The following is a 19,863-nucleotide window of genomic DNA, read 5'->3' as shown; positions in this document are numbered from 1 at the left end:
CGTTATCAATCAGAATGTGAGGGCAGCGCGGAAGCTGGTCCGCCGGTCGGCTACCGCCTGGTCGGCGGCCTGGATGATGGTCGCCGTTTCGGAGAACCGATCGGCGGAGGCGGTGAGGTCCAGCTTGTTGACATCGTCGAGCAGGGCGTGGTCGGCGGCATCGATGACGCCTTCGCCATGCATCGCGCCAAGGATCGCGCCAGCCATGACGCCAATGGAGTCGGTATCGCGGCCGGAATTGATGCCATCCTCGATCGACCGGCGGAAATCGCCGTCGTTGAACAGGCAGAATCCAAGTGCCAAAGGCAGTTCCTCGATCGAGCCGAGGCGGCTTGGCTGATAGGCGGCAGTCAGCCGCCCTGCCTTGGCGGGCGTGTGGTTGACGTCGTCGCCCATGGGAGAATAGGGCGCGATGGCCGCATGAAACGCGGCAACGACTGTCTGATAGTCAGCACCCTGCGCCTTGAGCTTGCGGGCAACTTCGGCGATGTCAGCAATGGCGTTGCGCGTGCCGTCCTTGGCCAGTGCCAGAACCGCTTCGATCACGCCTTCGATATCCGTTCCCGGGATGAAGGCCGCGGCGACTGCGGCGGCAAACGCGCCGGCAGCTTCAAGCCCGAAGCTTTCCTGGTGGCCGGAGGCGAATGCGATCGCCTCGTCATAGGCGGCCTTCGGATCGCAGGCATTGACGACGCCGATCGGCGCCACATACATCGCCGCGCCGCAATTGACCATGTTGCCGATGCCACCTTGGCGCGGATCGCACGAGGTAAGCTGGTGGCGCTGGAATATCCACTTCTCGGGATAGAACAGCCGCTCGATCAGCATCGCTTCGCGCTGCAGTTCCGGCACGTAGCGCGGCACCCAGGCGATCTGCTTGACCATGCCGTCGGCCATGTCCCAGGCATCGAGATGCCTGCGGACCTCGCCATAGATATCCATCAGGCAGAGCGTCATCAGCGTGTCGTCGGTGACGATGCCGTTGCCGCGCACCCGGCCGTTGCGGGCCGTGGCATCCAGCGACATCTTGTGCCACTCGGTGTTAAGCGACGTCACCCGCCCATACCTGGCCGCGATCTCCGCGGCCGGCAGCTTTTCGACCGGCGCCCCCATGGCGTCGCCGAGCGCGACGCCATGGATGAGCGCGCGGACCCTCCCCTTCAGGGAGAGCCCTTGAACGCTACTTTTCTGCATCTAGAACTGTCCTTGCATACTCGTTGAGACGTTTTCCCCCTGCCGCTTCCCACTCCGCGACATACTGGTCCCACTGATCCATCTTGGCGGCGCCGGAGATGAACTTGTAGACCCAGGACCGATAGACGTTTTCGGTCGCGTCGAGATCGGCCGCGTAGTCCGCCGGCCACACGAAGGTGTTGTCCGGCTTGAAGTCCTTCTGGATCGTCGCCAGCGACTGCTGCGCCGCTTCGGACTGCCAAACGACGGGTGGGGTCCAGTTGGCCGCAACCATGAAACGGGCGTACCAGGTCGCGATCTTGTCGGTGACTTTGTAGCTGTCGCCGTCCTTGGTGTATTCCTGACCCTCGAAGCCGAGGCGATCGAACATCTGGCCTTCGGGGCTCGCCATGAAGTCGAGCAGCTTCATCACTTCGGCCTTGTGCTCGGAGATGGCGGAAATCGCCAGCCCGCGCGATTCCTTGGAGACGTCGACCGCTGCAAGGCCCTGCCCGCCCGGTCCCTTCGGTGGCGCCAGAAGCACCAGTTCGGTACCCGGATGGACCTGGCGCATCTTGCCGCCATAGATGTCGATGACTTCGCCGGAGGAGCCGAAGATCACGCCCGCCCGGCCGGTGTAGAACTTGTCTTCCTTCACGTCGAACTTGGTGGTGATGTATTCGGGATCGTAGAGGCCCTGCTCGCGCAGCGAGGCGTAGAAGGCGATCTTATCCTTCTCTTGGGAGGTGATGCGCGACTGCACCCACTCACCGCCTGCGTTCTTCATCCAGGTTCCGGTGATGCCGAAGGCCTGGTTGAAGATCGAATCGAGCTCGTTGGTGTTGTCGGCCGTGGTCACGCCGTAGCTGTCGGCGACGCCATTGCCGTCGAGATCACCGTCCTTGATGGCCTTGAACAAAGTCACATAGTCTTCGACGGTTTCGGGCGCCTTGAGGCCGGTCTTTTCCAGCCAGTCCTTGCGGATCACCGGCTGGGGTCCGCGCACCGGATAGACGTAGAGCAGGTAGGGATAGTTCTTGAGGCGCTCGACATTGTGCGGCCACAGCGCGTCCTTCAGGTACTTGGTGTCGGCCAACATCGGGCCGAGGTCTTCAAGCACGCCCTGCTCGACCATCTTGGCGTCGCCACCCTGAAAATAGATCAGGTCGGGGATATCGCCCGAAAGCAGCATGACCGACAGCTTGTCGGCATAGCCGGAAGACGGCAGGTCGACGAGTTCGATGTCGAGATCGGTGCCCTGCGCCCGGAGCGCTTCCTCAATACGCTGCAGGTGCTTGACGTCGTCTGGGTTGGATGGGGTGAAGTCCTTGGACACAACCCGGATCTTGACCGGTTCGGCCATTGTCGGGGCGGCAGCACCAAGGCTGAGCGCCAGGGCTGTCGATGCCAGCAGGACCATTTTTCTAAGCATTTCGTCTCCTCCGTTTAGATAGGCTTCTTTGTCGTGTCTCGTGTCGTCGTCAGCCCTTGAGCGCGCCGCTCATGGTTCCCTTGGTGAAGAATTTCAGGATCAGCGGGTAGATCGCCAGGATCGGCACGATGGTCAGAAGGATCATGCCGGCCTTGAGCGACCTCAGATCGATCTGGCTCGCGCCGGTATTGTTGCTGGCGTTGTTGGCGCCGACGATCGCGACCTTGTCACCGTCGATGACAAACTGGCGCAGCACCACCTGCAACGGCCACTTGCCCTGATCGTTCAGATAGATCATCGCGCGGAAGAACTCGTTCCAGTGAAAGACGAGATAAAACAGCGAGATGGTCGCGAGCGCCGGCTTGGCGAGCGGAAGGACCAGATGCCAGAACACCTGGAAAGGGTTGGCGCCATCGAGTTCGGCGGCTTCCAGCAGCTCCTTCGGGATTTCCTCGAAGAAGCGGATGAGGATGATCAGGTACCAGGCGTTGACCGCCTTGAAGAGGATCACCGACCAGTAGCTGTCGAGAAGGCCGAGGCGCTTGTTGACGAAGTAGTCCGGAATGATGCCGGGCTCGAACACGATGGTGACGAGAACGAGGATGAACAGCGCCTTGCGGCCAGGCAGGCCGGGCCGCGAAAGGCCCCAGGCCATCAGTGCGGTGCCGACGACGCCGATCACGGTGCTGACGGCGGTGATGAAGATCGAGTTGAAGATGCCGCGTTGCACATTGGGGTGCTGCAGGAGAACGCTCCAGACCTCGAAGGAGAAGCCCCTGGGTATGATGGTCAGCCCGCTCATGCCCGGCACCTTTGCCGGCTCCGACAGCGAGACGGCGAGCAGGTTGAGGATCGGCTGGACCGTGACGACGACGAGCAACAGCAGCGTCGAAACGATGATCGCATATTCGATGCGTTCGATCGGGGTCTTGCGTGACAGGGCCATTACCAGACTCCCTTCCCGGTCAGGCGTTTGGAAACGAAGTGGGCAATCACGATCATCATCGTGCCGAGCACGGCCTTGAACAGGCCGGCGGCCGTTGCCAACGAGTATTCGCCGGTCTGCAAACCGATGCGGTAGACATAGGTGTCGACGATATCGATCTTGCTGCGCACTACGTCGTTGGAGAGGTTGATCACCTGGTTGAGGTCGGCGTTGAGGAACATGCCGGCGTTGAGGATGAACAGCGTCGCGATCGTCGGCACGATGCCCGGCAGGGTGACATGCCTGATCTTCTGCCAGCGGTTGGCGCCGTCGATCTCGGCTGCGTCATAGAGCTGCTGGTCGATAGCGATAATGGCGGCGAGATAGAGCAGGCTGTCCCAACCGGCCGAACGCCAGATTTCCGTGAAGACGAGTACCCAGCGGATAGCGCCGGTATCGGTCATGAACGAGCGGGGCGCCATGCCGGCCATGCCCATGAGATTGTTGACGGCACCGTCGGTCGGCGACAGCGCCGCGATGAAGATGCCGGCGATCACCACCCAGGACAGGAAATGCGGCAGGTAGATCGCCGACTGGATGAACTTGCGCAGCGACCCGCCGCGAACCTCGTTCAGGAGCAGCGCGACGATGATCGGCACCGGCAGGAAGAATACCATCTTCATCGCGGAGATGATCAGCGTGTTGGCGAGCACCTGCCAGAACACCGGTGAGGAGAACAGCACCTGGAAATGCTTGATGCCCACCCAGATGTTGGGCGGCACGATCCGGACCTGTTCGAAGGCGATGCGCGCCTCCCAGATGGGCAGGTAATGGAAGACGAGGAAGAACAGGAGCCCGGCGCCATCATGACGTAATAGGGCCACCAGCGCCGCCAGCCGTCGGCGGCGAGCGCAACGCGTCCCGTCTTGCGGCGTGCGCTTGATTTGGGAACGTTCCCAAACTTAGGCGAGATCACCACCTCGTCACGATTGGTCATTCCTACCCCCTCCCGGAGCTTGCTGCGCGTCTGGGCTGGTCAAGCGACAGATCGGCCAACGAGCCGCGCTCGATCAGCCGGCATGGCATGAACACCCGGCCATGCTCGGGACGGCCGGCGATTTCATCGAACAGGCAGTCGACGGCGCGCACGCCGATCTCACGCCCGGGCTTGGCAACCGTCGTCAGTCCCGGCCAGGAAAATGCGCCTGCGGGAATGCCGTCGAAACCGAGGATCGAGACATCCTCCGGGCAGCGAAGCCCGGCTTCGCGGACTGCGACCATGGCGCCAAGCGCCATCAGATCGTTGGCGGCGAAGACCGCGAGATGGCCGACCCGGTCGCGTTGCAGCAACCGCATCATCGCCGTGCGCCCGCCTTCGACGGTATATTCACCGTCTTCCATTGGAAGTGCTGTCGGGTCGATGTCGCGGTCGACGCAATGTTCGTGGAAAGTCCGCAGAAACCGGGCCCGCGCGATACGCGACTTCGGCCCCAGGATCAGCGCCGGCGCATGATGCCCCTTGGAAACCAGATGGTCCATGCCGAGCCGTACCGCCTGGGCGATATCGGAACCGACACTGGAGGTCGCCGGAAAACGCTCGGCACTCGAGCCGATCAGCACGAAGGGCAGTCCGAACCTGTCGAGATCGTCGAAATTGTCGGCGACCGGATTGATAATCGCGCCATCGACCCGTGCCTGCCGCAGGGCCCGGAGGTGGCTGGCTTCGCGGCTGTGATCCCAATCGGAAGAAAACACCAGCAGCGAGGCCCCGTTTTCGACCGCGCGATCCTGCGCACCGCGCGCCACCTCGGCCCAGAACGGGTTGGTAATGTCAGGGATGACGAGACCAAGCAAACCGGTGCGGCCGGACCGCATGCCGACGGCGAGATCGTTGCGCTCATAGCCGACGGCACGGGCCGCATCGAGAACCCGCTCGCGCGCCTCGTCCGTGACATTGGACGCGCCGGAGAGTGCCCGGCCGGCGGTGCTCTTGGACACCCCTGCCTTGCGCGCGACGTCAATGATCGTCGGCCGCCTCCGCTGCATCAAACACGCCCTCCCATGGCATGAACTCGTGGGAACGTTACCACGGAGATTTCGGGTTCGCAAGTCCACCCCTTCGGATGCGGCTTTGCCAGCGGTCGAACACAGAAAAAGAAAAAGGCCACCGTTCAGACGGCGGCCTCAAATTGAGAGGTGTATAACCTCCAGAGGGAACATCGCTATCGCAGCCGGGAGGATGGCTGCACGTCAAGCGACCCTGATAATGTGACAGCTCGGGCGCCGGTTCTCAATCAATGCAAAACCAGAACGGAAGCCAGAGCGGGATCGCTCTTCCAATATTCGCACGGCGGCCGCGATTTTGTTCCATCTCGTGAGGCTCCCGTCTCACCTTCAGATCCGAGCACGGCCAAACCAGCGTCCACCGTATTTCCGTTCAATTCGGCCGCTGCGCCGCAGTCAGCAACCTTGCTGGGCTGAGACCGGACGGGAGCGGCTGGCACCATTGGGCGGAAGGTCATGGGGAAAGTGCGGCGGTTCCGCACATCCGGCGCATCGCCTTGACATACGCGCCGTCGCAATTACGATAGTGGCATGCTGATCGTGACTTCATATGCCCTTCGAGAACCCGCGCGCCTGAAAACGGGATCGTAACCCGGCCGCGGCTTTTGTCGTACGCGACCGGGGTATGTCACTCCATCCCAGCTATCTCTCTTTTGGCTGAGACGATGAAATCGATCGCCGGCTCGTGCCGCCTTGAGCGGACTTCCTGATAGCGAGCAGGCCCTTAGTTCTCGACAGCGTATATGAAAAACATCCCGCAAATTGACAGCTGGCACTCGGGCCTGTTCACCGAGCTCGAAATCGTCACCGCATTCGGCGAAAGTCGGGCAGCGCTCGGCGAACTTTTCGATTGCGACATGCTGAGGGGCGTGCGACGCCCGGCCGACGCAGGCGATCCGGAGTGCTTCGACCTGTCGGCAACGGCGCGTGTCAGCCTTGCCATCCTCCACGCCCTCTGGCGCGCCGCTGGTCTGCCGCTTTGCGTAGCCGAGCAAGCGCTTTCGAACTGGCCGCAAATCGCGGTCTCGGTCGCACGTATTGTCGACTTCGAGCGCGAAGCTTGCGAGGACAGATGCGCAAGCCGCGAACCGGCATCCACCACAGATCCCTTCCAGTTCTTCGGGCCGTTTGCCGAAGAGCCTCTGCCCGTCGGCAGGATCGACGAATATATCGACCTGATCGACGGACGATATCTGCTGTGGCGCAAACCGAAGGACGATCCGCACAGGATCGGGACGGCGATCCACGCCAGCCAGGAACGCCTTCTTCTCGACCCGCAGGATGCGGCCGCTCAAGCCGACTTTCTTGAGGCCGCGGCCTTTCTCCGGCGCCCCGCCGAGCACGAGCTGATCTGGTTGGGCTCGACGGGAGACGAAGTGTTCCAACCGACGTCGGCGCCAAACGGTTCTCACGCTCCCGAGCGTTTGCCCACCTCCATCCTGTTGGGCGACGCAGGCAGCGCGGCGACATTGGCCACGAATTATCGCTCGAAGCGCTCGGTCAATATCTCGCTTGCCGCCCGCGCCATGAAACGACGGGCACTCGGGCTGCACATCAGATAGCCCTACTCCTTTCACCGACACCGCGAGCTTTTGAAGACACAAGGCACATCATGATCCAGACCCCCTATTACTTGATCGACAAGGCGAAGCTGCTTCGAAACATGGAGAAGATCGCTTACGTGCGCGACAAATCGGGGGCCAAGGCGCTACTCGCGCTCAAGTGTTTCGCCACCTGGTCGGTCTTCGATCTGATGCGCGAATACATGGATGGCACGACCTCTTCGTCGCTCTATGAGGTGCGGCTCGGGCGCGAGAAATTCGGCGGCGAAACCCATGCCTACAGCGTCGCCTATGGCGACAACGAAATCGAAGAGGTGATCGGCCATGCCGACAAGATCATCTTCAACTCGATCGGCCAGCTGGACCGTTTCGCGGACAAGGCATCCGGCATCGCCCGCGGCCTGCGCCTCAATCCGGGAATGAGCTCATCCAGTTTCGACCTTGCCGATCCCGCCCGCCCCTTCAGCCGGCTCGGCGAATGGGATGCGGCCAAGGTCGAGGCCGTCATGGACCGCATCAGCGGCTTCATGATCCACAACAACTGCGAGAACAAGGACTTCGGCCTGTTCGACCGGATGCTGTCGGAGATCGAGGAAAAGTTCGGCGCGCTACTTTCCCGCGCCGAGTGGATCAGCCTAGGCGGCGGTATTCACTTCACCGGCGACGACTATCCGGTCGATGCCTTCTGCGAGCGCCTGAAGGCCTTTTCCGGCCGCCATGGCGTCCAGATCTATCTCGAGCCCGGAGAAGCGTCGATCACCCGGAGCACGACGCTCGAGACCACCGTTCTCGACACACTCAACAACGGCAAGGATCTCGCCGTCGTCGACAGCTCGATCGAGGCGCATATGCTGGACCTCTTGATCTACCGCGAAAGCGCAAAGGTCGAGCCCAATGCTGGCCAACACAGCGTCATGATCTGCGGCAAATCCTGCCTTGCCGGCGATATCTTCGGCGAGTTCCGCTTTCCCGAGCCATTGAAGGTCGGCGACCGCGTCTCGTTCCAGGATGCGGCCGGCTACACCATGGTCAAGAAGAACTGGTTCAACGGCGTCGGCATGCCATCGATCGCCATCCGAGACCTTGACGGCAGCGTCAGGCTCGTCCGCGAATTCACCTTCGCCGACTACGAACAGAGCCTTTCCTAAAGCATCCCGCCTTTAAGTGGCATCACTTAAGGCGGATAAGATGCTTTAGAATCAAAGGGCTATAGCGCCCTTAGCGCGTTCTTCTGAACGCACGGCGCTCTAGGCTCGTCATATCCCAAGGGAAAAGGAGACATCCCCCGAAATGAAAAAGAACGTTCTCATCATCGGCGCCGGTGGCGTGGCTCAGGTCGTGGCGCACAAATGCGCACAGAACTGCGATGTACTGGGAGACATCCATATCGCATCCAGGACGGTCGAAAAGTGCCGCGCGATCGTCGACTCGGTCCACGAGAAAAAGAGCCTGAAAACCGAAGTGACGCTCGAGGCGCATGCGCTCGACGCCATGGATGTCGAGGCGACAAAGGCGCTGATCGAAAAGACCAGGGCCGGCATCGTCATCAATGTCGGCTCCGCCTTCGTCAACATGTCGGTGCTGCGTGCCTGCATGGATACGGGTGCTGCCTACATGGACACCGCGATCCACGAAGATCCGAAGAAGATCTGCGAGACGCCGCCGTGGTACGGAAACTACGAATGGAAGCGCGCGCAGGAATGCAAGGAAAGGGGCGTCACCGCCATCCTCGGCGTCGGCTTCGACCCGGGCGTGGTCAACGCCTATGCGCGCCTCGCCAAGGATGAGTATTTCGACAAGGTCACCGCCGTCGATATCGTCGACATCAATGCCGGCAGCCACGGCAAATATTTCGCCACCAACTTCGATCCGGAGATCAACTTCCGCGAATTCACCGGCGTCGTCTATTCCTGGCAGAACGGCCAGTGGCAGACCAATTCGATGTTCGAGGTCGGCAAGGAATACGACCTGCCGGTGGTCGGCAAATGCAAGGCCTACATGACCGGCCATGACGAGGTTCATTCGCTGGCAAAGCATATGGACGGCGCCGACGTCCGCTTCTGGATGGGCTTTGGCGATCACTACATCAACGTCTTTACCGTCCTGAAGAACCTCGGCCTCCTGTCGGAACAGCCGGTAAAGACGGCCGAAGGCCTCGAGGTCGTGCCGTTGAAGGTGGTCAAGGCGGTGCTGCCGGATCCGTCGTCGCTGGCTCCGAACTATCAGGGCAAGACCTGCATTGGCGATTTCGTCAAGGGCCTCAAGGACGGGCAGGAACGCGAAGTCTTCATTTATAACGTCGCCGATCACAAGGAAGCCTTTGAAGAAGTCGGCTCGCAGGGTATCTCCTACACCGCAGGCGTACCGCCGGTCGCCGCCGCCATGCTGATCGCCTCGGGCGAGTGGGACGTGAAGCAGATGGTCAACGTCGAAGAACTGCCGCCGCGCCCGTTCCTCGACATCCTCAACCGGATCGGACTTCCCACCCGCATCAAGGATGCGGACGGCGACCGCGCATTGACGTTCTCCTGAAACAATAAGCCGAACCATCTCCGGTCGGTCGTCATTTAGGGCGGCTGGCTGGTACATGGACGAAGCCCAGTCATCGCCAGGTGATTGGGCTTCCAACGTTTCTAACGATTTCTCGGCGCGGCACGTCGATGAATCGACCCGGCTAGCGAAACGCTTCGTTAACGCGATTCACTTAGCTGCCCGTACCCCGGCGTCTCGCCGGCCAACCACGTATGAGTTCCAACTGACATGCCCCCATTGACTGCCCCGGTTCACAGTTTTCATCAAAAGATTGCATCGTTTTGCGAGCTCCGGCTTGCCCGCGCCCTTCCCAAGCACGACTACGACAACCTCCGTCACTACATGCTTGATTTCGTCACCCGGCGGGCAATGCCGCCGCAGACCGGCAACAAGCTCGACTGGAAGGAAATCGGCCTTGCCTGCGATCTCGACGACGACAGCCTGCGGATCACCAAGCGCCTGGCCAAGCACGGCTTCGAGGCCATCATTCGCTGGCTGAAGGGGCCGAGCGCCAGCAAGCCCGACAGAAAGGCGCCGCCCGCCCAGGGGTGGGTCAAGGCGCCTGCGGCACCGGCGCGCAGGATCGGCTTGGAGCAACGGCGTTTCGCCACCACGCGGTAATTTTCCGCCCATGGCGTCCCCGAAATCGCTTTTGATTCAGGCCGGGACGCTGCAGACTTCAGCGCTGTAGCTTTTAGAATCATTACATAACAGCAGCGGGCAGGGCCTCCACGATCAGTCTCGCCCGCCGCACTCAGGATGCCGACAGCTCGATCTTCGGCCAGGTCTTTTGGACCGATGGGTCGGTCTCGATCGCTACCGAATGCCGCTCGCGGAAGGCGGCAGCAAGGGTTTGCAGGGCCTTGCGGGATCGCGCGTCGGTCAGGGTCGAATGCAGAACGATCTCCGAGGACGGAAGCGGCGGCAGGCCAAACTGTTTGCTGACTTCGATCGTGTCGGAGGGCGCAAGGCGACAGGAGAATGGGCCGACGGCGAGCCCCGCCGAGACTGCAGCGTTGACAGCGGTCGACACGCCGACGAACACCTCCACCCAGGGAACGCCGGCCGCGTCGAGCGCGCGCGTGGCGATGTCGCGCACGCCGCAGAGCGGCGCCAGCGCTGCCAGTCGCAGCGGCTCACCCGGCCCGCGCTTGAAGCCGGGTGAGGCGAACCAGCCGAAATGTTCCGGCCCAAGCGTCTCGCCATCGCGCCGGTCTTCGTCGCGCCGGATGATGACGGCATCGAGCTCTCCGCGGTCGAACGCGCCAAGCAGGTTTCGCGATGTCTCGAGCCTGACCTCGATGCACAGGCCGGGGTCATGGGCATAGAGCCGCGCCAGCAATGTCGGCACTTCCGGGCCGGCGACGTGGGCAGCAATGCCGAGGCCGAAGCGGCGACGTGTCGACGACAGCCCTGCCAGCGCGCGCTCATGGGCGGCGAGGAATTCGCGCGCGCCCTCGATGAAGACAGCGCCCTGCGCCGAGAGCCGAACCTGCCTTGGTGTACGCTCCAGCAGCCTGACGCCGAGCCGATCTTCGAGCCGCTTCAGCTTGACGCTGATTGCCCCTTGCGTGCTGCCGAGGAACTCCGCAGCACGAGTAAAGCTTTGAAAATCGGCGATCGCGACAAAGGCCTGCACCGCATCCACATCCAGCGTCGTCATCGCAACCATCCGATTTTGTTATCTCTGAAATACCTAACCATCCAATTCAGTTGTGATCAAGGCCGGACTATGGTGCCCCGGTCCCCAAGCGATTTCAATTCGGGCGGAGCGTGTGGAAAGGCCGGAACCGGTTTTCCGCGATGCCCGCCAAAGCATCGAAAGACCGTGAGCATGAACGAACCCATAACCCGCCGCAGTGCGCTGGCACTGGCAGCCGTCTGCCTCTCCTCGCTGATGTTCGGCCTGGAGATTTCGAGCATTCCGGCAATCTTGCCGACGCTGGAGCAGGTGCTCGGCGCAGATTTCAAGCAGCTGCAATGGATCATGAACGCCTACACCATCGCCGTCACGGCGGTTCTGATGGGAGCAGGCACATTGGCCGATCGCTACGGCCGCAAGCGCATCTTCGTCGCCGGCATCATCGCCTTCGGCATCGCCTCGCTGATCTGCGGGCTGACCGACAACATATCAGTATTGATCGTCGCCCGCTTCCTCCAGGGCATGGCCGGCGGCGTGATGCTCATCTGCCAGATCGCCGTCCTGTCGCAGCAGTTCCAGTCCGGCCGCCAGCGCGGGATCGCGTTTAGCTGGTGGGGCATCATCTTCGGGATCGGCCTCGGTTTTGGTCCGATCGTCGGCGGCGCGACGGTCGCGCTCTTGAGCTGGGAATGGGTGTTTCTCGTCCACGTCCTGCTTTCAGGCGTGACGGTGGCGCTTGCGCTCGCAGGCGTCAAGGAATCGCGCGATCCTGGCGCCGAGAGCCTCGACGTCGCCGGCATCGTGACGTTGTCGGCCGCGGTCTTCTGCATCGCCTATTTCATTACCCAAGGCCCCGAACTCGGCTTTGCCAGCCCGACCGCACTGTCAATCCTCGGCATTGCCATCGTCAGCCTGATCGGCTTCGTGATTGCCGAGAAAGTCAGCGCCCGGCCGATGTTCGACTTTTCGGTGTTCCGCATCCGCAGCTTCTCAGGTGCGCTGTTCGGTTCGGTGGGCATGAACATCAGCTTCTGGCCGTTCATGATCTATCTGCCGATCTGGTTCCAGGCGGGCCTCGGCTATGACGGCGTCACCGCCAGCATCGCCCTGCTCGCCTACACGCTGCCCCCGCTTATCGTCCCGCCTTTTGCCGAACGGCTGATGCTTCGCTTTCGTCCAGGGATCGTCATCCCGGCCGGCCTGTTCACGATCGGTCTCGGCTTCCTCATGATGAAGATCGGCAGCAGCGTTGAGAATGCCAGCTGGCTAACGATGCTGCCGGGGTGCGTGCTGGCCGGCATCGGCCTCGGCTTCACCAATACCACGGTGACCAACGCCGCGACCGGCGCTGTCGCCGCGGAGCGCGCCGGCATGGCCTCGGGCATCGACACCAGCGCGCGGATGATCTCGCTGGCGATCAACATCGCGCTGATGGGGCTGATCCTGGTCGAAGGCGTGCTGTCTTCGCTGCAAAGCTCGCTTTTCGGGCGAGTGACCGACACCGAGCTGCGTACGCTCGCCGAGAAGATCTCGGCCGGCGGCATGCTGACTTCGGACTATGGCCTGTCGGAGACGGTCATCCATACGGCGCTCGGCGAGGGTTTCGGCTGGGTCATGCTCTATGGCGCCATCGGTGTCTGGCTGTCGGCCGCCGCAAGCCTGCTCGTCTTCGGTCTCCGCGCCAAGACGGAAGCGGTGCTTGCGTGTTCGACGGCGAAATCGTCGTAACACATATCGCCGGCCAATGACTGAGGGCAAATCAGCGCTTCGGGCCAAGTAGACTGGCTCGAAGCGGCTTTTGCGGTCATCTCGACCTTCGCCTCGCCGACAAAACGCGTCGGCGCGGCGAAAAGTCCATTCACGGGCACGCCGGCGACGGTTATATCGGGACCATCGTTGACGCAGATATATTGGACACGTTGCTTATGACCGACACTGTTATCGATCGCTTCCTCCGTTACGTCGTTATCGACACTCAATCGGATGCCAAGTCGAAGACCACGCCCACCACCGAGAAACAGAAGACGCTCGGCCGACTGCTGGTCGAAGAGCTGCTGGCAATGGGCGTATCGGACGCGCATCTCGACGAACACGGCTATGTCTACGCAACAATTCCCTCAAACGTCGACAAGCCGGTTCCGGTCATCTGCTACTGTTCTCATATGGACACGGCACCGGATTTCACCGGTACCAACGTCAAGCCGCAGATCGTTAGGAATTACCAGGGCGGCGACATCCGGCTAACGGGCGACCCGCAGCAGGTCATTCGCGTCAGCGAGCATCCTGTGCTGCTCGACCAGATCGGCAATGACATCATCACCACCGATGGCACGACGCTCCTGGGTGCCGACGACAAGGCCGGCGTTGCCGAAATCATGTCGGCAGCACAATTCCTGATGGACAATCCCGACGTCAGGCACGGCACCATCCGCATCCTGTTCACCCCCGACGAAGAAGTCGGCCGCGGCGCCGACAAGGTCGACCTGAAGAAGCTCGGCGCCCAGTTCGGCTATACCATCGACGGCGAAACCGCCGGCCATATCGAAGACGAGACCTTCTCCGCCGACGGTGTCGAGATCGCCATTTCAGGCGTTGCCATCCATCCGGGCTTTGCCAAGGGCAAGATGGAGAACGCCATCAAGATCGCCGGCGCCATCATCGATCGCCTGCCGAAGGACATCGCCCCTGAAAGCACGGAAGGCCGCGAAGGCTTCATTCACCCGACCGGCGTCACCGGCACGATGGAAAAGGCCAGCCTCAGCCTGATCGTCCGCGATTTCGAGGACGAGGGCCTGGCGACCAAGGAAGCCATGCTCGAAGGCATCGTCAAGGACGTGATCGCCGCCTATCCGGGGTCATCCTACACCTTCGAGGTCAAGCAGCAGTACCGCAACATGAAGGCGATCCTCGCCCGCAATCCCGAGATCGCCGACAATGCGCTCGAGGCGGTGCGGCGTGCGGGCATGACGCCGGTGCGCGGCAGCATCCGCGGCGGCACCGACGGTTCGCGCCTGTCGTTCATGGGCCTGCCCTGCCCCAACATCTTCGCCGGCGGCCATGCCTTCCACTCGCCGCTGGAATGGGTGAGCCGCCAGGATATGGAACGGGCCGTCAAGACCTTGGTCGAGCTGGCAAAGGTCTGGGAAGAACGCGCCTGACGCTTGTCATCCGAACGAGCGCAGCTTTTTTCGAGATAGGATCGTCGGAAGCAAAAAGAGCCGAAGCACGCGCAACGTGCTTCGGCTCTTGTCGTTTCGGAGAGTCGTCACGGCGACGCCGCGACCGATTGATTTTAGCTGCGCAGACCCGGCGCTTCCTGGCCGGTGCGGGCGACATATTCGGTGTAACCGCCGCCATATTGATGCACGCCGTCCGGCGTCAGCTCCAGCACGCGGTTCGACAGCGCCGCCAGGAAATGGCGGTCGTGCGAGACGAACAGCATCGTACCCTCGTACTGCGCCAACGCCTTGATCAGCATTTCCTTGGTGTCGAGATCGAGGTGGTTGGTGGGCTCGTCGAGCACCAGCAGGTTCGGCGGATCGAACAGCATCATCGCCATCACCAATCGTGCCTTCTCGCCGCCAGAAAGCACCCGGCATCTCTTCTCGACGTCGTCGCCTGAAAAGCCGAAGCAACCGGCCAGCGCCCTGAGCGGACCTTGCCCTGCCTGCGGGAATGCATCTTCCAGCGACTGGAAGACCGTGCGCTCGCCATCGAGCAGATCCATGGCGTGCTGGGCGAAATAGCCCATCTTGACACTGGCGCCGAGCGCCACACTGCCCTCATCCGGATCGGTCGAGCCGGTCACCAGCTTCAGAAGCGTGGACTTGCCGGCGCCGTTGATGCCCATGATGCACCAGCGCTCACGACGGCGCACCATGAAATCAAGGCCCTCATAGATGCTGCGCTCGCCATATTTCTTGTGCACGTTCTTGAGGTTGACCACGTCTTCGCCTGAGCGCGGCGCCGGCCGGAACTCGAACGTCACGGTCTGACGGCGCTTGGGCGGTTCGACCCGGTCGATCTTTTCGAGCTTCTTGACCCGGCTCTGCACCTGGGCTGCATGCGAGGCGCGCGCCTTGAAGCGCTCGATAAACTTGATCTCCTTGGCGAGCATCGCCTGTTGGCGCTCGAACTGCGCCAGCTGGTGCTTTTCGTTCTGCGCCCGCTGCTGCTCGTAGAAGGCATAGTCGCCGGAATAGCTGTTGAGCGAGCCGCCATCGATCTCGATCACCTTGGTGATGATCCGGTTCATGAACTCGCGATCGTGCGAGGTCATCAGCAGCGCGCCTTCGTAGCCCTTGAGGAAGGCCTCAAGCCAGATCAGGCTTTCCAGATCCAGGTGGTTGCTCGGTTCGTCGAGCAGCATCACGTCAGGGCGCATGAGCAGAATGCGGGCGAGCGCGACGCGCATCTTCCAACCGCCAGAAAGCGCGCCGACGTCGCCGTCCATCATCTCCTGGGAGAAGCTGAGGCCCGCCAGCACTTCCCGTGCACGGCCTTCCAGCGCGTAGCCGTCGAGTTCTTCGTAGCGTGCCTGCACCTCACCGTAGCGCTCGATGATCGCATCCATCTCGTCGAGACGGTCGGGGTCGACCATGGCGGCTTCAAGCGCGTGCAGCTCGGCGGCAACCGTGCTCACCGGCCCGGCACCGTTCATCACCTCGGCAACGGCGCTGCCCCCCGACATCTCGCCGACATCCTGGTTGAAATAGCCGATCGTCACGCCCTTATCGACGGCGACCTGGCCTTCGTCCGGCATCTCTTCTCCGGTGATCATTCGGAAGAGCGACGTCTTGCCCGCGCCGTTGGGGCCGACGAGGCCGACCTTCTCGCCCTTGTTGAGCGCCGCGGATGCCTCGATGAAGAGGATCCGGTGGCTGAGCTGCTTGCTGATATTCTCGATACGAATCATATTTTAGGGGCCCGAAACGTTGCGGCGCCCTTATGTCACGGGTGGCAGTCGCGCCGCAAACGTTGATTCGCGACGTCTGCCCACCCAAAAACGCACGGGAAACGGGGCATCAAACGGCTTTGACACCCCCGTTCAGCCACAGGATTACTGGTCAGAGTAAAAGCCGTAGAGAACCGGCATCAGCCCGACCAGCGCCTCGAAGCGTTTGAAATTCTTGCGCTCCGGACGGGTCCAGCCGGTTTCGGCCAGCGCCGACAGCCGCGGGAACACCAGGCGATCGAACACACCGCGATCGGTCATCGGCTCCGACCAGATGCAGCACTGCAGTCCGCGCAGATGCTTTTTCTGGCTATCGGTCCAGCCTTCGATCGGGTCGAACAGGTAGAGTTTTTCCGGGTCCGACCAGCCGGCCCAGCTGCCGCCGGGCTCTGACCAGGCCGGGCTGTTGGCCATGTCGAGATAGTAGACCTGTCCCGGGCAAACGACGATGTCGTAGCCTTCGCCGGCAAGCTCGGCATTGGCTTCGACCGTTCGCCAGCCGAAGAGCAGCGACTTCTGCTTGTCGATGACGTTGCCATGGGCCGCCTCCTGCCAGCCGCCGGTAACGCAGCCACGGCTTGCGAGGAACCCCTGGACGCGCGCCAGGAACTCCGCCTGCAGCACGGCGGCACCCGATCCGTCGATCTCGTCGGCCCCGTGGGTGTTGGTGACGACATTGAGCCGCTTGGCGTGGGTCGTCGCCACCTCTTCGCCAGCCACCGCCCGCAACCGCTCAAGTGCCTCTGGCGAGCCCGACCAGGCGCCGAGCGGCACCTCATCGGCACCGACATGGATGATCTTCGACGGGAAGAGTTCGATCAGTTCGTCGAAGACGACTTCGAGCACACGATAGGTTTCTTCGCGCGCCGGGTTGAGGCAATTGTCCGGGAAGCCCTGCACGGAATAATAGCTGCCGGCTTCGTTGGGATCGCGCAGCTCCGGAATGGCCTGCAGCATCGCGAAGGAGTGTCCGGGCACGTCGATCTCCGGCATCACCTCGATCCCCAAGGTTTCCGCCAATGCAACGATCTCGCGAATGGCTGCCTTGGTGTAGTAACCGCCCGTCACCTGCGGGCCGGAGCCGAGCAACGGCGGGATCTTGCGGCCATGGCCGCGCCAGGCACCGACCTCGGTCAGCGCCGGATAGGCGTCGATCTCGATCCGCCAGGCCTCGTCGTCCGAGAGGTGCCAGTGGAAGCGGTTGAGCTTGTTCCAGGCCATCAGCCGCAGGAACCGCGAGACCTCGGCGGTGCTGTAGAACTGGCGGGCAACGTCGAGATGCGTGCCGCGCCAGCCGAGCGCCGGCTCGTCCCGAATCTCGCCGCCTGCCGGAAACAGGAATGTGCCGGGATGAAGCTTAGCACCCCGCAGGATCTGCCCGAGCGTGATCAGGCCATAGAGGAGACCGGTGCGCGTGCCGCCGGTCACAGCGACGCCAGCTAGCGAGAAGCGGATGACATAGGCTTCCTCCGCAAGGTCGCCCGAAAGCGATAGCGCGGCCGGAAGGCCGCCTTCCGCTACCGGCCGAACAAGTCCTTCGACCGGAAACAGGCTCCCCGTCAGCTCGGCAAATGCGCGTGCTGCGGCTTCGGCTTCTGCCCCTTCCGGCGCAAGGTCGAGCCCTGATGGCGGCGTCAGGCGGCCGGAGACGGATACGTCCTGCGGCCAGGGCACGACCGAAACGGCAACCGGTGCTACCTTTGGCACGGGATAGATGACCGCGCCACGTTTCAGCTCGGCGTTGTCGCCGTGGGCGCGCGACGGCACGACCGAGATCGGCGCGGTGCTGCCGTCGGCAAGGACGAGATAGGCGGAGTTGGCTCCGTCGGTCCAGTGCTGCGGCTCGAAGCTCATACCGTGCGCCTTCACGATCCACACGCTTCCCGGCTGAAGCACCAGGTCAGCCGGCGGCGCGAACTCGGAATAGTTGGAAAGCCGGCTCAACAACTCTCCGCCTTCGACGGCGGCGGCAGGGTCGATGCGTGCAGGTCCCGAAACGCAAAGTCGAAAATCCCGAAGCGGGCGATCGGAGGCGTTCGTCAGTGTCAGCGAATAAACCGCTGGGGTGTCCGTCTTTGCCGGCGTCCAGAGCGTTTCCAGACGGAATACCGGTTTCGTAGCGATCGTCATCATCATCTCCAGAAGGGTTAGTCGTCGATCTTGAGCATGCCGGCATAAATGCCGGGCGCGGAATTCGGGATTGGCATGGCGCCGACGGTCCGCTCGTAAAACGCCGACGGACCAACATCGCCGATGATGGCATAGGCGTAGCCCATCGTCTTCAAATCGAGCAAAGAAGCAAGCAGCAACGCGTGGCCTATTCCTTCGCCGCGTGCTGCTTCATCGACGCCGGTCGGGCCGAAGAACCCGCGCGCGATCGCCTCGTGACAGGCAAAGCCGATGAGCTTTCCATCACGCGTGGCGAGAAGGCAGGTTGGCGGCTGGCGGGTGAGCGCGACGGCGGTCTCGCCGGCCCAGCCCGATCCGAATTTTTCCCGGACCCACGCGATCACCAGCTCGAACTCGGGTGCCAGGGCACGCCTGATCGTCACCCCTGCCGCATCCATCCGCTGGTCGAGGTCGGGCTTTGGGCGAAGCAGAGACAGATTGACGAGATAATCCATGAGCAAACCTGTGATGTTGGAATTAGGCGACGCCGAGTGCGCGCACGAAGTGGTTGGGACCGACCTGTTCGACCACGCTCGAGACCGGCCGGCTGATGCGGCGAACCTCTTCGGCGTGACCGAGAAAGCGGGCGCTGGCGCCGGGCACGAACGGGCGATCCGGGTCGGGCACGGCGGAGAGCAGCAGCTGCGTATAGGGGTGGCGCGCATCACCGATCACGGCTTCCGTCGCGCCCCACTCGACCATCTGGCCCGCAAACATGACGACGACGTCTTCGGCAATATGCGCGGCGGTGGCGATATCGTGGGTGATGTAGAGCATGGCGAGATCGCGATCGCGCTTGATGCCGGCCAAGAGTTCGAGGATGTCGAGGCGGATCGAGACGTCGAGCATCGATGTCGGCTCGTCGGCAACCAGAACGTCGGGCCGAACCGCAAGCGCCCGGGCGATGTTGACGCGCTGGCGCTGTCCGCCGGAAAGCGCGTGCGGAAACTTGTGTGCGGTCAAGCCGGGATCGAGGCCGACATCGCTCAAGAGCGTGTCGACCGCTTCGCGCAATTGCGCCCTGCCCCTGGCATGCCCGTGAAGGGCGAGCGGTCTTGCCAGATGATGATAGACCGTGAACACCGGGTTGAGTGAGGCGAATGGGTCCTGAAACACCATCTGCACCGCGCGGCGATAGGCCTTCTCTGCAGCCGCACTACCGGTGGCGGTGATATCGCGGCCACGAAATTGCATCGACCCCGCCGTCGGGGCGTCCATGCGCGCAATGATGCGGGCGCATGTCGTCTTGCCGCAGCCGGATTCGCCAACCAGCGCCAGCGCCCGCCCCGGTCTCAACGCCAGCGAGATACCGCGCAGCGCCTCGACGTGACCAAAGCTGCGGGTGATCGCATCGAGCTGGACGATGGCGTCCGTCGGCACGGGCGCAAGAGGGGAAGCAACGGGCATGAC

The 19,863-nt window shown here is 62.4% G+C and carries 16 protein-coding genes; 6 read left to right on the top strand and 10 right to left on the bottom strand.

The window, feature by feature from the left end:
- Positions 1 to 9 precede the first annotated feature (9 nt).
- The 5 genes from ASD00_RS07950 to ASD00_RS07930 all read right to left on the bottom strand — a co-directional run bounded on the left by ASD00_RS07950 (position 10) and on the right by ASD00_RS07930 (position 5,576).
- Positions 10 to 1,194, bottom strand: a complete 1,185-nt coding sequence (locus tag ASD00_RS07950; protein WP_057205892.1) for an ADP-ribosylglycohydrolase family protein — start codon at positions 1,192 to 1,194, stop codon at positions 10 to 12.
- A complete protein-coding gene (locus tag ASD00_RS07945; RefSeq protein ID WP_225906381.1) occupies positions 1,181 to 2,605 on the bottom strand; it encodes an extracellular solute-binding protein in 1,425 nt (474 codons plus the stop codon). Before ASD00_RS07945 ends, ASD00_RS07950 begins: the two co-directional genes overlap by 14 nt.
- Positions 2,606 to 2,654: 49 nt before the next feature.
- The gene (locus ASD00_RS07940) at positions 2,655 to 3,551 is read right to left on the bottom strand and encodes a carbohydrate ABC transporter permease (RefSeq protein ID WP_053247821.1); all 897 of its coding nucleotides are present in this window, start codon (positions 3,549 to 3,551) and stop codon (positions 2,655 to 2,657) included.
- The gene (locus ASD00_RS07935; RefSeq protein WP_244496025.1) at positions 3,551 to 4,414 is read right to left on the bottom strand and encodes an ABC transporter permease subunit; all 864 of its coding nucleotides are present in this window, start codon (positions 4,412 to 4,414) and stop codon (positions 3,551 to 3,553) included. Before ASD00_RS07935 ends, ASD00_RS07940 begins: the two co-directional genes overlap by 1 nt.
- Before the next feature lie 115 nt (positions 4,415 to 4,529).
- Positions 4,530 to 5,576, bottom strand: coding sequence for a LacI family DNA-binding transcriptional regulator (locus tag ASD00_RS07930; protein ID WP_025429688.1), 1,047 nt, complete (start codon positions 5,574 to 5,576; stop codon positions 4,530 to 4,532).
- A gap of 761 nt (positions 5,577 to 6,337) precedes the next feature.
- Between ASD00_RS07930 and ASD00_RS07925 the strand changes: the two genes are divergently transcribed.
- The 4 genes from ASD00_RS07925 (at position 6,338) to ASD00_RS07910 (ending at position 10,309) form a co-directional block, all read left to right on the top strand.
- Positions 6,338 to 7,156: a hypothetical protein gene (locus ASD00_RS07925; protein WP_057205888.1), complete on the top strand. Its 819-nt coding sequence runs from the start codon at positions 6,338 to 6,340 to the stop codon at positions 7,154 to 7,156.
- Between the two features lie 50 nt (positions 7,157 to 7,206).
- Positions 7,207 to 8,304, top strand: coding sequence for a carboxynorspermidine decarboxylase (nspC, locus tag ASD00_RS07920; RefSeq protein ID WP_057205886.1), 1,098 nt, complete (start codon positions 7,207 to 7,209; stop codon positions 8,302 to 8,304).
- A gap of 142 nt (positions 8,305 to 8,446) precedes the next feature.
- Complete coding sequence (locus ASD00_RS07915) at positions 8,447 to 9,688, top strand: saccharopine dehydrogenase family protein (RefSeq protein WP_057205884.1); 1,242 nt, start codon at positions 8,447 to 8,449, stop codon at positions 9,686 to 9,688.
- A gap of 228 nt (positions 9,689 to 9,916) precedes the next feature.
- Complete coding sequence (locus ASD00_RS07910; RefSeq protein WP_156585493.1) at positions 9,917 to 10,309, top strand: hypothetical protein; 393 nt, start codon at positions 9,917 to 9,919, stop codon at positions 10,307 to 10,309.
- 133 nt (positions 10,310 to 10,442) lie between these two features.
- Here ASD00_RS07910 and ASD00_RS07905 read toward each other — a convergent pair whose 3' ends face one another.
- Entirely contained in the window at positions 10,443 to 11,351 is a 909-nt protein-coding gene (locus ASD00_RS07905) for a LysR family transcriptional regulator (RefSeq protein WP_025429683.1), read from the bottom strand.
- Positions 11,352 to 11,522: 171 nt separating this feature from the next.
- Here ASD00_RS07905 and ASD00_RS07900 point away from each other — a divergent pair, with 171 nt between their 5' ends.
- A complete protein-coding gene (locus tag ASD00_RS07900) occupies positions 11,523 to 13,058 on the top strand; it encodes an MFS transporter (protein WP_057205881.1) in 1,536 nt (511 codons plus the stop codon).
- Positions 13,059 to 13,255: 197 nt separating this feature from the next.
- On the top strand, positions 13,256 to 14,488 hold the full coding sequence (gene pepT, locus ASD00_RS07895; RefSeq protein ID WP_057205879.1) for a peptidase T: 1,233 nt from the start codon (positions 13,256 to 13,258) through the stop codon (positions 14,486 to 14,488).
- 134 nt (positions 14,489 to 14,622) lie between these two features.
- Here pepT and ASD00_RS07890 read toward each other — a convergent pair whose 3' ends face one another.
- The 4 genes from ASD00_RS07890 to ASD00_RS07875 all read right to left on the bottom strand — a co-directional run bounded on the left by ASD00_RS07890 (position 14,623) and on the right by ASD00_RS07875 (position 19,860).
- A complete protein-coding gene (locus ASD00_RS07890; protein WP_057205877.1) occupies positions 14,623 to 16,245 on the bottom strand; it encodes an ABC-F family ATP-binding cassette domain-containing protein in 1,623 nt (540 codons plus the stop codon).
- Positions 16,246 to 16,389: 144 nt separating this feature from the next.
- The gene (locus ASD00_RS07885; protein ID WP_057205876.1) at positions 16,390 to 18,414 is read right to left on the bottom strand and encodes a beta-N-acetylhexosaminidase; all 2,025 of its coding nucleotides are present in this window, start codon (positions 18,412 to 18,414) and stop codon (positions 16,390 to 16,392) included.
- Positions 18,415 to 18,431: 17 nt separating this feature from the next.
- A complete protein-coding gene (locus ASD00_RS07880; RefSeq protein WP_025429678.1) occupies positions 18,432 to 18,908 on the bottom strand; it encodes a GNAT family N-acetyltransferase in 477 nt (158 codons plus the stop codon).
- Positions 18,909 to 18,930: 22 nt separating this feature from the next.
- Complete coding sequence (locus ASD00_RS07875; RefSeq protein ID WP_025429677.1) at positions 18,931 to 19,860, bottom strand: ABC transporter ATP-binding protein; 930 nt, start codon at positions 19,858 to 19,860, stop codon at positions 18,931 to 18,933.
- Positions 19,861 to 19,863 lie beyond the last annotated feature (3 nt).

Origin of the sequence: Ensifer sp. Root31, assembly GCF_001424825.1 — a bacterium.
In the GTDB taxonomy this organism is placed as follows: domain Bacteria; phylum Pseudomonadota; class Alphaproteobacteria; order Rhizobiales; family Rhizobiaceae; genus Ensifer; species Ensifer canadensis.
This window is presented reverse-complemented; position numbering and strand designations above follow the sequence as displayed.

Excerpts from the sequence above, each read along its gene's own strand:
- nspC (WP_057205886.1), top strand. The coding sequence starts at position 7,207 with ATGATCCAGACCCCCTATTACTTGATCGACAAGGCGAAGCTGCTTCGA.
- ASD00_RS07925 (WP_057205888.1), top strand. The coding sequence starts at position 6,338 with ATGAAAAACATCCCGCAAATTGACAGCTGGCACTCGGGCCTGTTCACC.
- ASD00_RS07915 (WP_057205884.1), top strand. The coding sequence starts at position 8,447 with ATGAAAAAGAACGTTCTCATCATCGGCGCCGGTGGCGTGGCTCAGGTC.
- ASD00_RS07945 (WP_225906381.1), bottom strand. The coding sequence starts at position 2,605 with ATGCTTAGAAAAATGGTCCTGCTGGCATCGACAGCCCTGGCGCTCAGC.
- ASD00_RS07910 (WP_156585493.1), top strand. The coding sequence starts at position 9,917 with ATGCCCCCATTGACTGCCCCGGTTCACAGTTTTCATCAAAAGATTGCA.
- ASD00_RS07905 (WP_025429683.1), bottom strand. The coding sequence starts at position 11,351 with ATGACGACGCTGGATGTGGATGCGGTGCAGGCCTTTGTCGCGATCGCC.
- ASD00_RS07890 (WP_057205877.1), bottom strand. The coding sequence starts at position 16,245 with ATGATTCGTATCGAGAATATCAGCAAGCAGCTCAGCCACCGGATCCTC.
- ASD00_RS07875 (WP_025429677.1), bottom strand. The coding sequence starts at position 19,860 with ATGCCCGTTGCTTCCCCTCTTGCGCCCGTGCCGACGGACGCCATCGTC.
- pepT (WP_057205879.1), top strand. The coding sequence starts at position 13,256 with ATGACCGACACTGTTATCGATCGCTTCCTCCGTTACGTCGTTATCGAC.
- ASD00_RS07930 (WP_025429688.1), bottom strand. The coding sequence starts at position 5,576 with ATGCAGCGGAGGCGGCCGACGATCATTGACGTCGCGCGCAAGGCAGGG.
- ASD00_RS07940 (WP_053247821.1), bottom strand. The coding sequence starts at position 3,551 with ATGGCCCTGTCACGCAAGACCCCGATCGAACGCATCGAATATGCGATC.
- ASD00_RS07950 (WP_057205892.1), bottom strand. The coding sequence starts at position 1,194 with ATGCAGAAAAGTAGCGTTCAAGGGCTCTCCCTGAAGGGGAGGGTCCGC.
- ASD00_RS07885 (WP_057205876.1), bottom strand. The coding sequence starts at position 18,414 with ATGACGATCGCTACGAAACCGGTATTCCGTCTGGAAACGCTCTGGACG.
- ASD00_RS07900 (WP_057205881.1), top strand. The coding sequence starts at position 11,523 with ATGAACGAACCCATAACCCGCCGCAGTGCGCTGGCACTGGCAGCCGTC.
- ASD00_RS07880 (WP_025429678.1), bottom strand. The coding sequence starts at position 18,908 with ATGGATTATCTCGTCAATCTGTCTCTGCTTCGCCCAAAGCCCGACCTC.